General features: G+C 39.3%; 13 protein-coding genes. 2 read left to right on the plus strand and 11 right to left on the minus strand.

Annotation, left to right across the window (positions count from 1 at the left end):
- Positions 1-3: 3 nt before the first annotated feature.
- The 10 genes from QT327_RS20990 to QT327_RS21035 all read right to left on the minus strand — a co-directional run bounded on the left by QT327_RS20990 (position 4) and on the right by QT327_RS21035 (position 9,664).
- The gene (locus QT327_RS20990; RefSeq protein WP_013665345.1) at positions 4-546 is read right to left on the minus strand and encodes a DUF6934 family protein; all 543 of its coding nucleotides are present in this window, start codon (positions 544-546) and stop codon (positions 4-6) included.
- 51 nt (positions 547-597) lie between these two features.
- Positions 598-1,353: a sugar transferase gene (locus QT327_RS20995; RefSeq protein ID WP_013665346.1), complete on the minus strand. Its 756-nt coding sequence runs from the start codon at positions 1,351-1,353 to the stop codon at positions 598-600.
- A 175-nt stretch (positions 1,354-1,528) separates the two neighbouring features.
- Complete coding sequence (locus QT327_RS21000) at positions 1,529-2,440, minus strand: glycosyltransferase family 2 protein (protein WP_130856230.1); 912 nt, start codon at positions 2,438-2,440, stop codon at positions 1,529-1,531.
- Positions 2,441-2,784: 344 nt separating this feature from the next.
- On the minus strand, positions 2,785-4,155 hold the full coding sequence (locus QT327_RS21005) for a right-handed parallel beta-helix repeat-containing protein (protein ID WP_289553932.1): 1,371 nt from the start codon (positions 4,153-4,155) through the stop codon (positions 2,785-2,787).
- Positions 4,156-4,212: 57 nt separating this feature from the next.
- Positions 4,213-5,199, minus strand: coding sequence for a glycosyltransferase family 4 protein (locus tag QT327_RS21010; protein WP_013665349.1), 987 nt, complete (start codon positions 5,197-5,199; stop codon positions 4,213-4,215).
- Positions 5,200-5,682 carry an O-antigen ligase family protein gene (locus QT327_RS21015; protein WP_289553933.1) on the minus strand — a complete coding sequence of 161 codons (483 nt, stop codon included), beginning with the start codon at positions 5,680-5,682 and terminating at the stop codon, positions 5,200-5,202. It lies immediately after the preceding gene.
- A gap of 210 nt (positions 5,683-5,892) precedes the next feature.
- On the minus strand, positions 5,893-6,405 hold the full coding sequence (locus QT327_RS21020) for a hypothetical protein (RefSeq protein WP_289553934.1): 513 nt from the start codon (positions 6,403-6,405) through the stop codon (positions 5,893-5,895).
- Entirely contained in the window at positions 6,377-7,576 is a 1,200-nt protein-coding gene (locus tag QT327_RS21025; RefSeq protein ID WP_013665351.1) for a glycosyltransferase family 4 protein, read from the minus strand. The genes QT327_RS21020 and QT327_RS21025 overlap by 29 nt, the downstream gene beginning before the upstream one ends.
- A gap of 70 nt (positions 7,577-7,646) precedes the next feature.
- Complete coding sequence (locus QT327_RS21030; RefSeq protein ID WP_130856233.1) at positions 7,647-8,723, minus strand: glycosyltransferase; 1,077 nt, start codon at positions 8,721-8,723, stop codon at positions 7,647-7,649.
- On the minus strand, positions 8,723-9,664 hold the full coding sequence (locus QT327_RS21035; protein WP_130856234.1) for a glycosyltransferase family 2 protein: 942 nt from the start codon (positions 9,662-9,664) through the stop codon (positions 8,723-8,725). The genes QT327_RS21030 and QT327_RS21035 overlap by 1 nt, the downstream gene beginning before the upstream one ends.
- A gap of 179 nt (positions 9,665-9,843) precedes the next feature.
- On the opposite strand from QT327_RS21035, the gene QT327_RS21040 reads away from it, so the two are divergent.
- Positions 9,844-11,373: an oligosaccharide flippase family protein gene (locus QT327_RS21040; protein ID WP_130856235.1), complete on the plus strand. Its 1,530-nt coding sequence runs from the start codon at positions 9,844-9,846 to the stop codon at positions 11,371-11,373.
- An 11-nt stretch (positions 11,374-11,384) separates the two neighbouring features.
- Entirely contained in the window at positions 11,385-12,578 is a 1,194-nt protein-coding gene (locus tag QT327_RS21045) for a polysaccharide pyruvyl transferase family protein (RefSeq protein WP_130856236.1), read from the plus strand.
- Here the strand turns inward: QT327_RS21045 and QT327_RS21050 are convergent.
- Positions 12,564-12,767: a Sec-independent protein translocase subunit TatA/TatB gene (locus tag QT327_RS21050; RefSeq protein ID WP_013665356.1), complete on the minus strand. Its 204-nt coding sequence runs from the start codon at positions 12,765-12,767 to the stop codon at positions 12,564-12,566. The two genes, QT327_RS21045 and QT327_RS21050, sit on opposite strands and share 15 nt — an antisense overlap.
- Between the last annotated feature and the right edge of the window lie 139 nt (positions 12,768-12,906).

Below are 12,906 nucleotides of genomic sequence, written 5' to 3' on the forward strand. Positions count from 1 at the left end.
GGCCTATAGTTTGGATTTTCGCCGCAAAGAATAGGCTTTGTAATCCAAATCAGGCTTAACTGAAACCCAAGAGCCATCATAAAGCCCCTGAACGTCAAAAAGTGCTGTAAATTCCTTCCACAAACTTTTTAAAAGGACTTGAAAAAGCCCCGTATCTTTCTCAATAATCAATAACGCATCGGGTTGGCTGATCATAAAATCTACTAAAATTTGTGCAAGCGTATCATGGAGATTATCTGAAGGAATGTAAGTGTAATTAATAAAGTTGTTGATCTCGTCATCGTTCAGATTGCTTTGTTGTTTGATGTTAAGGTAATAGCTGTTCTCAATGACTAATTTCCGAAATTGAATGACTGCATAGTTTTGTTGCGACGGTTGGTCACAATAAAATACATAATTCAATATACCCTCTTTTGGAGAGGTTGGCTTGCCGCTTTGTGTATGCAAAAAAGAAGAGAAAGGCCTTAAGCTTCTCTTCTTATCTAGTATGGTGTGGTTTATGTAAGGTGGTTTGGAATTGCTGTCTCCAATAGTTTGTTTTTTCATTATATAAATAGATAGATGCTATAACATTTTTACAAAAATGATGCCTAATATCTATTTACCTTTTCCTTGAAACATGACCTTTACCGTCTTAAAAATTATTTGGAGGTCGGCAAAGAAGTTAATTCCTTGTAAATATTGCAAGTCTAATAACATCCGCTCACACATTTCATCAACCGTTTGCGCATATCCAAAATTAACCTGTCCAATAGAAGTAATACCTGGTTTGATAGTCAATAATTTTTTATAGCTCGGGGCTTTATCTACAATTTGCTTAATAAAATGTGCTCTTTCCGGACGAGGACCAACAATTGACATATCACCTTTTAACACATTCCAAAATTGCGGAATTTCGTCAAGGCGCGTTTTACGCATCAGCCTTCCCCATGGTGTGATACGTGGATCTACATCCTGAGCTAACTGCGGACCAAACTTCTCCGCATCAATATACATGCTTCTAAACTTATAGATGAAAAATGGTTTCTCATGTAAGCCGATACGTTCTTGTTTGTAAAAAACGGGCCCTTTTGAGCTTAGCTTGGTAATAATGGCAACTAATAAAAATAGGGGAAAGCCAAGAATCAAAGCCACTAGAGAAAATACGATATCAAAGCTTCTTTTGAAAAATTTAGACGTTATATCGAGCGCTTCACCTTTATTAATAAGAATGATAGGGAAGTCTGCATAGTGCAAAAAATTGTTTTCAATTAAACTGGTAAACGATGTTCTTAGCATCACATTAGGCACAACAATGCTTTGATCTACACTGGTAGCCTGCTTCATTTCTTGTATTTGCGAATCTCTTAACATGTCTCTTCTAATTATATGTTAAGCAAAAGCCAAGAAATATGCCAAATCCCCGAATGCCTGTTTATAGGTATTTAAACCCACTTTTTAGATTCAATTTCAATTTGTTAGCGATAATAAGTGGGGATTTTTTTCCACAAAATGGAGGGTTCGATTAGCGATCTATATTGCTTTGAGATCATTTCCAATACGCTTTATGCATGGAAAAGCATTTATTCCAAAGGGTGGGTAAATATCTATGGGCCAGTCCAAGCTTGTAACCGAACCATTTGGCGGCGGTAGAGAAAAAAGCTTTTGGAAGTTCAGTAACATGATGTTTAACGATATAAGAAAATTCAGACTTTACATATTTAAAACCTTCCGATTCTGCATGTCCAAAGTTTTGAAATATCCACGCATTGGTGGCGTGGAAAACGCCGATATCGAAATATCGTTTGAACTCTTCTTTTACCGAATAACTATGGGAATGATGGGCTTGCGCATCTGCGAGGTAGGCAAGTTGCCAACCATTTAAGATAATACGCCCGGCTGCTATAACATCTTCTCCCAAAATAGTGCCGCTCGGAAAGCCACCGGCTTCTTCAAATGCTGTTCTCCGATAGGCAGCAAAAGAGTTTGAGCAGGAGGCCGTTTTAATACCATACTTACTTCTATTATCCAGCCCGCGCAATTGCGAGTGTGCGGGGTAGTTAAATAGCCGGGCATGAGCTTCTAATCCTTTCGCTCCAATATGTGGAAGTTGGCGTCCGTAAGCTACTCCAATTTGAGGATTTTTGTCAAATACCTTTATTAGATTGCCTAGGGAATGCGCATTGGCAAGGACTGCATCTTGTGTCAGAAAAACGTATATGTCAGCATCGGGGAAGCGATTAACCGCCATCTGCCTCGTCCCTCCATGGTCAAAATCTTTTTTATCAATGTGGATAATCTCGAAATCTTTCATGGAAGGGTGCGACAGTGTACCATCGGTTGAGCCGGAGTCAATAATTACAACCTTATCGGGTTGAACAAGCTGTGTCTTAATGCTTTGAATTACGTCTGCCCATAACTTTCCGGCATTTAGGGTGGGAATATATAATATCGTTTTCATTTCTAACTACAACTTCTTAACAACAACCTTACCATAATCAGGATATCCGCTAACAATTTCCTCGTCGGCAATATAGGCGTGTCCGGTACCTTCTAAACGGATTGAGTTGTCCGTTTTGCCACCTTTATGCGTATTGCCTCTCAGTATAAGGTTGTTAGGGTTTTGGCTTATTAATGTTCTATTTAATTTTCCACCCTGAAGAGAAATAAGTTCGTTAAACTCTACTACTAAGTTCTTGGAGCCTTCATCTATAATACAAGCGTTAACCGATTCGATAATATTGTGTTCCAGACGAACTGCATCGGCTGTCTTTCTAACAGTAATAGCATAACCGGAAGTACTCTTTATACTATTATTTGCAAGTGAAGCACTCTTTGATTTGACAAGTAGGACGCGCCGGTTGGTTGGTTGCTGAAAATCTTATTTTCGTTCAGTATTACACGACCTTGCAGGTTAATATTCAAGCTCGCATTGGTAAGCAAGTTACGGGTTAAAATGAGCGAATCTATCGTAATACCATTTGGTAGCAATAAAGTTCGGAGCTTATTCCCTGCTAATTGTAAAGTAGTACCTTTCGTGTTTGCAAGTGCAGTTAAGGCATCGAACGTGTTATTCTTTAAAAAAATCGTATTAAACGACTTTACAATTTCTACTTTATTATCAGTGATATTGTTTTCGGCCTGGATAATACCGCAGCGTTCTAAGTAAAGTGCCGGGCGATTCGATCGCTGCGATCTATTATTGAAGAGTTGAACTTCGCTTACATTAACTAAAGTAGCCAATCCCGATCCGTCCACTGTTGATTTGCCTGCAACAAATCCGTTATTCAAGCTCCTGTTGCTTTTTATAATACAGTGAATGGGAAAAGGGTCGGAAGTTATTTTATTGTTGATATCAATAGCATCGGCCGCGTTATGATTCAATGTATTGTTGGAAATGTCAAAGTACTGCTCTTTTTTTGCTTTCCCGAAGCCAATCTGAATAGCACTCATTCCATTGTACGCGATGTGGTTATTTTTTATAGTTGCTCTGCCGCTTCCGTGCATAAAAATACCATTCTCGCCATTTTTTATTATCTGATTGTTTTCGATCTTAATGTTACTGCAAGATAGTAATCGAATCCCGGTTCCTGCTTGGTAGGTCGAGGCTGACTGGCGCGCGGAACCGTAGGAGGTGATGTTGCTGTTCCTAATAGCGATGGTATCACACTCATAAAACAGCATGCCGGGAAAGGCATATATTTTTTTGTCATTTCCTTTGATGTGGGTATCTGTAATGCGAATATTGGTGCTTTTTGAGACATACAATGCTTCGTTTACGGTAAATGCGCGAAAACGCAGGTTTACGTTCCTTAAATTTCTTCCAAAGAATAGAGGAGCGGAGGAATTTTGGACAACACGGGTGAAGTTCTGTGTGTCGCTCGGAAGAACTTGTTTTAATAACCCTAAACATTTTATATTAATATCCGACTTCAAAACCAGTGTTTTTACTAAGTAGGTCCCTTCCGGGATCAAAATAGTATCTCCTCTTTGTGCCGCCTTGATGGTTCGTTGTATATTTTCCGTATCATCTGCCTTACCGTCTCCTTTCGCTTGAAAGGCTTGTACATTCAACACCTGATAAACTTGTGTGTTTTCGGTTTTCTTGGTATCGGCGCCCTTGTTGGATTTCGGCTTTGTTTGGCAGCATGAACAGCACCAAAGAATGAGGCTCATAGAAATAAACCAGAATTTTGTAAGTAGCACTTTTTTCATCTTGACATGCTCTACGAGTTATGAAAGTATTGCTTTCCAGGTCTGAATTGCGGTATGTTCCCACTGAAAAGCGTTTATTCGTTTCCTTCCTTCTTCGATATAATAATTCCTAAGTTCGTTATTGTTAACCAATTGCTCGATTCCATTTGCCATTTCGTTAATATTGAAAGGGTCAACGCATAAAGCACCGGGGCCGGCTATTTCCGGAAGTGAGCTGACGTTTGACGTCAAAACAGGCGTGCCGGATGCCATCGCTTCCAATATAGGTAATCCAAATCCTTCCATTAAGGATGCGTAAAGAGTGACCAAAGCACCCTTATAAAGTTGTGGCAAAGTCTCTTCTTGTATGAAACCTAAAAATTTTATTCTTTCGCGGACGCCCGAACGTTCTGCCTCTTGAAGCAAGAAAGTATCAGGCTCACCCGAAAGCGCGAAAATTATCTCTTTATCTATTGCAGCACGCGCAAAAGCGCGAATCATTGCAGGAATGTTTTTATTCTTGCGCCGGTTACCAATATACAATAGGTAAGGACGGTCAAGCTTTATACGCTCCTCATTCTGAATAAACCGTTCGTCTACACCGTTGTAAATGACTGTAATGAGGTGTTCATCAATACCAAGAAGTTGGACCAGTTGCTGTTTGCTGTGGTGTGAAACGGTGATTATTTTTTTTGCTTTCTTTGCTAATCGCGCAATGACTTGTTGATAGTATATTTTATGTAGAGGAGAGTAATAAAATAAGTGCATCAAGTCGTGTATCGTAATGACAAAAGGTATGCTAGAGAAAGCGGGTGGCATAAAGGATGGACTGTAGAAAATGTCTGCAGTAGAAGAACGGATTGCTTTTCCCAACATGAAGGGGGAATAAAGGCTCCCCAATCGCATATTGCTTTTAACATGCTCACCCACTACATGTGGTGGTTTTCTGTCCATTACCTCTCGGTACAGCCTGCCAATTCCTGTATTTCCTGCCCACCTGCTGTCAATAAGCACCTTTGTGTTCATTTAAAATCCGATTTTTATTTTTTCCTTAACTATTGTTTGAAAAGTTCCCAATACAAATGCCAACTGTAAATAAAGTATGATGTCGTTATCATATCCTGAATAGAGAATCATCATAATGGCTAGTAGAGGCAAAAATACTGCCAGCCAGAAACTACGGAGATTATTCATATGTATACAGTAGCGATAAAAAAACCAAAGGAAGAGGCAATAAGAGATGAATCCTACGATACCAAGTTCCAGGTAATTGGACAAAAAAGTGTTGTGAATATGAGGCTCACCATGGTAGTAAGCTGCGTGTCGCCGTAAAAAATCCCCTCCCTTCAAGAAACCATTGCCCCACGGACGGATTTCATCAAAATGTTGAAAAAAGGCCTTCCAATAAGTTATTCGTACCCCCATACCATCATTGGAAGCCGTGAGTGTGTCTACACGTAAAACTTTTACAAATAGGTAAGGCGTCAATGCGCATAGACCAACAAGCAAAGCAGCTCTGATTGGCTTTTTGCAAAAACCAAAAAACAAGAAACACGCCAATGAGTAATGCTACGATAGGCGTTCTCGATAGTGAAAGAAAGGCGAGCAAAAAAACAAGTAAGATCCGCAGACAACTTATACGGGAATCCCTTACCAGCGGAATTAAGAGGTAGATGAAGCCTAATAAGGCCAGTCTGGCTCCAAACATATTTTTATCACTTAATCCCCAAAAAATAATTCTTTATTATATAGAGCGCTGCCCTTAGCGGAAGAAGAGGCACCTGTTAACAAATGAAAATGGAACGCTTGATGGTATACAAGTAATTGTATAAAACACAGTAAAAAGATAATATGCATCGTCCAGTCGATTATACGGACAAGACTTGCTTTGTCAAGCTGATTTAACCGGTAAATGCCGGTTATAAAAAAACAGATATTGATAAGCATTTTTATCAGGCTGTCCCGTATTTGCGGTTGTCCATTTGTTGTAAGGAAGAAGCTTCCGCAGGCGTAGAGAACGAACGCACTGATAGCTAAAAACCAGGGTTGCCGCAGGAACTTTTTCAGGCTTTTTGGATCCAATTGATATGCGCTGATAAAAAATATAACCGATGCAAGAAGAAACACAATGGGGTATACTTTCCACGGTAGAAACACACTCAGTATGGCTAAACAGAATAATAGCTCTGTTAAAAAATAACGTTTATGCCCTGCTTCCACGGATCGTTTCATTTAATACAGTTGAATACTCATTTATCATCCTTTGTTTGCTGAGAATAGCTTCTACCGATTTGCGCGCATTTTTTACCAAGGTATCGTACAATAAGGGCTCGTCATACAAACGCTGTATCGCATCGCCCAACGAGTTCATCTCTTCTGATGTACACAATAACCCATTAAAGCCCTCTATAACGGTCTCTTGTAAACCTCCCACGGCATTCGCAATAACCGGCAGATGGTAAGCAAGCGCTTCTATTGCCACCATGCCTAAGGGTTCCTGCCAAAGTGATGGAACCACTAACACATCAATAGTTTTATAAAATGCCGCCGGATCTGTATAGCCGATAAACGAAATATTCGCACCCTCGGCTTTGGCTTTTAAGAAGCGCTCATAGTCTTCTTTTCCACCACCGGCAATTTGTAGTTGAGCATTGATCGAAAGGCGTTTAAATTGGTCTAATAACCATTCAATCCCCTTCTTTTCTGCTAAGGTGCCTATATAGCCAATGGTGAAATTAGTATCATGCGCTCTTGGCTGTGGTAATGGCGTTTCAGGTATTTCCCTGGTATTGTATATGACGTATTTTTTGGCTTTATCAAAGTATTGATACTGTTCAAAGCGTCTCAGAATAAACTTACTAATACCAATCACCGCGTCTACTTTACCCGACAATTTTTTATGCTTTTGCCTTAATAAAGCACAACTAAAACACTGCGTGTCGCACGAAGCATCATCTTTAAACATATCACTGTTTGGACATAGCAAATACAAATCGTGGAGTACCTGAACAATTGGGATATTCGCAGCTTTTATTTCATCCCAAACCGCAACACTCCAGCCAACTAAATTATGACATGAAACAATATCAGGCTTTTCTTTCTCGATAACCTTTTTAACGACTTGCCTCATGGCTGCATTGTATCGATCCCGTGCATGCCAAAACATTCGATCTAGTTTTCCTGCTCGTATTTTTTCAAAAGGCCAGTATAAATTTTTTAATGCCGTTCTATAAACTTTTATATGGTCAATCTCTTCTGTGCTCAAATCACCTGTGGGCTTTAAACTCAGTACAGCAACTTCATGCCCGGCGGCTTGCATCCCCTCCGCAATAGCTTTTAGGGAGATTTCTGCTCCCCCCTGTATAAGGGGGCTATATAAGGCATTTATATAGAGTATTTTCATGATAATAAATTATCTTAGCGCGATGATACTTCATCTATCAGAGGTACAGTTTATGTTTTCTTTCATCAAATTAGGTATTCTTATTGAATTTATCCGTTAAAAGTTCCCTATACGTACGGATTAAATCCACTCCGATTTGATGGTTATTATTTCGATATTGCACGTACCTAAGTAATCGATCCCCTTTTTCCTTAAAAATATGATTGCTATGCTTCTTTAACGCAACGGCCTTGGCGATGGTTTTTCTCAATATAGGTTCGTGCTCATGCTTGTCGTCATAGTTATAGATAAGCATATCAGCATGCATTTCATCCATATCTGCTATTGTACCAATAAGGGGGCAAATCACAGTTTTTCCGTAAGAAAATGCTAGAATAGCAGTGCCCGAATTTAAACTGCTTTCTAAATCATAGGGTAATATTAATAAATCGGCTTCGCGAAAGAGGCTGGGTATTTCGGCGTCGTCAATAAAACGTAACTGAAGATTTAAGTTATCCGTACCTGTAGCCATCTTTTCCAGTTCTTGTCTGTATTTATCTGTCGAAGGCTTTCCAGCTATGGTCAATTGTAATTCCTTGTTAAATTCCCTTGCTAATTTAATCAACAATTCAATGTTTTTATAAGGCTTAACGACTCCCATAAAAAGCAACTTTAATAAGTTGGAATCTTCCGGGCCCGGTTGAATAGGTCCATATACGTTAATAAAGTTTGGATGGGGTATGTATATGATTTTGGCAGTGGTTTGTCTATCGCGTTGTGCTAATATACTGGCTGAGGCATGGCTATGAATAATGATGCGGTCGGCCCATTTGACAAGCAGGGCAGTAAGGGTGCGACTAAAGAAACGAAGGCCTTTTTCATGCGAACTTCGATTATGCATGGTCCATATGAGCGGCTTTCTAAATAATTTAATCGCTAGAAGTACAATCATTTTTCGGAAAAAACTCCGAAAAGCGACAAAAAAACTGCTGTCATCAACATTTTCGAACCAGTTAAGATGCACTAGATCAATTGATTTGAAATGCTTATATGACGAAAAGAAACTGTCCAACGGGTAGATCTCAAAACCCGATTCACGTAATGGGGCGACCATTAAGCTGATATATTGATTTTCTTTATTATCCGGCGGGTTGAATACAATCTTCACTATTTCGTTTCTCTTAAATTTATACTCTTTACTGCGGCAATAAAAATATCCTTTATTTGTATGTCAAACACGCGACGGTGTTTGAGCCACAGCCAAAAATTGCCAAATAGGGAATAGCGCATGGATAGCGCCATCGTGAAAATTTTTCTTTTGCTCATGAGATAATCTTGCTTCTTCACAAGATACCTGTGAATAACAAGAGCCTCTTCATTAGCTGGTTTTTCACTAAGAAATGCTCTTAACCAGTTCGCATAGCCGATGTTTGCCTCCATTTTATGTAAGTTATTTCCCGTTGAGGTGATGGACAAAGCGTTACTTCTGTATCGGAAAACAGCCTTATTAGTATGTGCAATACCGAGTTGTCCCGTAGCCATAAAAGCTGTTATATCGTCCGAACCCCAGGCAAGGGGGAGCTTATAAAATCCATCTTGCTTTCTAAGTGGTTCAACGCGATATACAAAGTCAGAAATGTAGTTTGAACGATACTGAGCCAAGCGGTGCCAAATGCTATCATATACGTTTTCAAACGACGGATGTGCCGGTGTTAGCATCATGGTTTCACCTTCGTCGTTGATTATTTTGCTTCGACAATGATATACATTTAATGTTGGATATTGTTGAATAAGTTTCGAGAACTCCTGCAAATAATCCGGCTCTAATTCATCATCATCGCCCATAATCATCAGATACTTTCCCTTGGCTAGCGATAAACACTTATTCCAATTGTCAACGAGATTAATGGCTCCGACATTTTTGTCATTGCGGTAATAATGTATCCGATTGTCCTCAAATTGTTGCACGATAAGATCTACAGGTTCGGGGGAACAGTCGTTCAATATAATCAACTCAAAGTTATCGATGGTTTGTTGCAAAATACTTTCTATACACGATTGTAGGTATCGGCTTTTATAAGCAGGTATGCAAATGGAAAATTCAACCATGGATGTATAACGTTTTCCCTTAACTAACAATTTTCAGTCCAATAGTTCAATTTTTAAAGAGGAACGGCACGATTTTTATATAGGTATGGCCGTGTTATTAATTTCGTAGCTTGAAAAGGAGACGAAGGGTTTGACTATATATCTTCTAAGGCCAACACAAAGGTAACTAAAACTAACAAATGCGTGCAGCGAATAGAGTAGCTCTTAATACATCCATACTTTACCTACGAATGTTGGTTACTACCGGCATAACGCTCTATACGACAAGAATAGTACTAAATATACTTGGAAGTACTGATTACGGCTTGTTTAACTTGGTTGCGGGTATTGTATTGATGCTGTCCTTCCTCAATACCACCATGGCCTCATCTACACAGCGTTTTTTGTCATTTTACCAAGGGGCGGGCGACTTAGCGATGCAAAAACGTGTGTTTAGTAATAGTATGCTATTACATATTGTAATTGCTATTATTATCGTAGCCGCTCTGGAAATCGCGGGTTTGTTCTTGTTTAACGGAACATTGAATATTCCGGCGAATAGACTGGAAGCAACACGCTTTGTCTATCATTTTATGGCGGCCACCGTTTTTTTTAATGTAGTGGTTGTTCCTTTTAATGGGGCTTTAATTGCTCATGAGAACATGATCTGGGTGGCTGTCGTGAATGTAATAGAAACATTATTGAAGTTGGGAATTGCCTTATTATTAACAGTGCTTTCTTATGACAGACTAATGGTTTACGGGGCACTTACCGCTCTCGTTAGTGTTGTCAGTTTCTTACTTTATGCTTTTTATTGTTTACGAAAGTATGCTGATTGTTCTTTAAGTGGAATTACAGTACAAGCTGATAAGCCATTATTAAAGGAGTTGTCCACTTTCGCCGGATGGAATCTATTGGGTACACTATGTGGGCTAGGAAGAACACAGGGTCTAGCCATCCTCTTGAATATATTTTTAGGGGCCGTTATCAATGCAGCGTATGGGATCGCTAATCAAGTAGCGGCCCAACTTAACTTTTTTTCCGCAACCTTACTGCGAGCACTCAATCCTCAAATTATGAAAAGCGAAGGGGCCAATGATCGGCCGAGAATGTTACGTCTGGCTATGATGGCCAGCAAATTCGGCTTTTTCTTGCTCGCGGTTATTGCCGTTCCGGCTTGTTTTGAAATGGAAGCGATCCTGAAACTTTGGTTGAAAAATGTACCACCACATACGGTCGTTTTCTGTCAGCTTATTCTCATAGCTACCCTGATCAATCAATTAACAATCGGTTTGCAATCGGCAGCACAAGCTATTGGCAATATTAAATATTATCAGATAGTGGTAGGTACTACGTTGCTATTAAATTTGCCAATTGCTTATATTTTACTCTCACTTCATTACCCGGTATATGCTGTCATCATAAGTTATGCCGTTGTTGAATTCATAGCCTGTGTGCTACGAATGTTCTTTTTAAGACATTTAGGAGGCTTATCCATTCGCACTTACTTGTCAAGAGTAGTCTATCGGGAAGTTATTCCGTTAATAATAGTTTTACTCGTAGGCGTATTGGCAACAAAATATATCCACTATCATTATCGATTTTTAATTACGATCCCGCTCACGGGATTTGTTTTTGGATTGAGCATCTATTTTTTCGGTTTATGTGCAGATGAAAAAATATTGATGCGTAATTTTATGGACAAGATAAAACAGAAAATAACCGGCTAAATTGCTAACAAATGAATAAAATATTAATTATAGGGGCTTTTGACCGATTTAACTACGGCGATTTATTATTCCCGATTATCATCGAGCAACAATTAAAAACATATGGACACCCGCTAGATATCGGATATTTTGGAATGATAGAAAGCGATTTAAGCGATTTGGGAGGAAAACCGACTCAAGATATACAGGCATTTTATCGTGCGTGTAATGCGAACAATGAAAGAGCCAATATCATCGTTGCGGGAGGCGAGGCTATCGCAGTCACTTGGAATTCTTTGTTGGTGGCTTTGAATGAAAGGTATCGGTTAATAAGGCGTTACCAGCATCATTTAGAGAAGTTTATTGACCTTAATAAATGGGCGAAACGCAAATTGAAAGGACAAACGGTGCTTCCTTTTGTGTTCAATAAAACAGATTTTAAGAGCGTTGATCACGTCTTGTTCAATTCACTGGGTGGCTCGGAAATACCAGAGCAAATTTTCACTAAAATAGAGGGCTTACAGCAGAAACTAAAGAATGTCGACTATTTTTCCGTGCGAGACACCATTACCCGGAAAAATCTGAAAAATAAGGGAGTCGAGACGAAATTATACCCTGATTCGGCTATCCTTATGTCTAAATTTTACGCTATTGAACACCTGGACGAATTGGTAAATATTGATGTGCGGCATTTTGTGGCGTTAAAAAAAGGGAAATATGTGTTTTTTCAGATTAATCGAAATCACGCAAAACAAAAAGAGGAAAAAATAGCTGCACTTCTAAATGCTATTCACCATGAAACCGGGGCAGACATCTGTTTATGCCCGATAGGAAAAGCATCAAATCATAATGATGACGAAGCTTTGCAATTGATTTTCCCTCATTTGGACGGCGATGCTCAATTTTTTAACGACGTTACTATTTGGGACATTATGTATTTAATTGCCAATGCGCAATGTTACATCGGTACCAGTTTACACGGCGCCATAACAGCCATGAGTTATGCGGTTCCTTACGTCGGAATAAATGTTAAAAAGCTAAATAGCTATCTCGGTACTTGGGGGGTGGAGAATCTGCAAAATGTTGTAGCCATTGAAAGTCTCTATGATCAATATCTAAAAGCGATCAAAGTTCCGAAACAAGACTTGATAGAATCAAAGAACAAGCAGTTTGCTGCGATAGAAGAGTCGTTCAATCTCATGGCTACACTTTTATTTAGAAGCTGATTCCTCCTTATTTGCAGGCTCGGGTGTTGGCTTTTCATCATATTGTCCTTCTTTAAAGGCACGTACGCCTTGCCCCAATCCACGCATCAGTTCGGGGATTTTCTTGCCGCCGAAGAGCAATAACAATGCAATAACAATGACACCCAATTCAGGCCCGCCAATGACACCTAGTAATATTGAATAAAGCATAATATATTTTTTAGTTTAACTTTGCAAAGTTAACCTGTCTAATATTAGATACAGATTAAAATAAGATTAGGATTGGTAAACAGGAGACCCGTTAACGATTTGGATCATATGGGGAGTAGTATGTTGTAGGTTGGTATAC

This window comes from Olivibacter sp. 47 (genome assembly GCF_030372825.1).
GTDB classification, from domain to species: Bacteria; Bacteroidota; Bacteroidia; order Sphingobacteriales; family Sphingobacteriaceae; genus Olivibacter; species Olivibacter oleidegradans.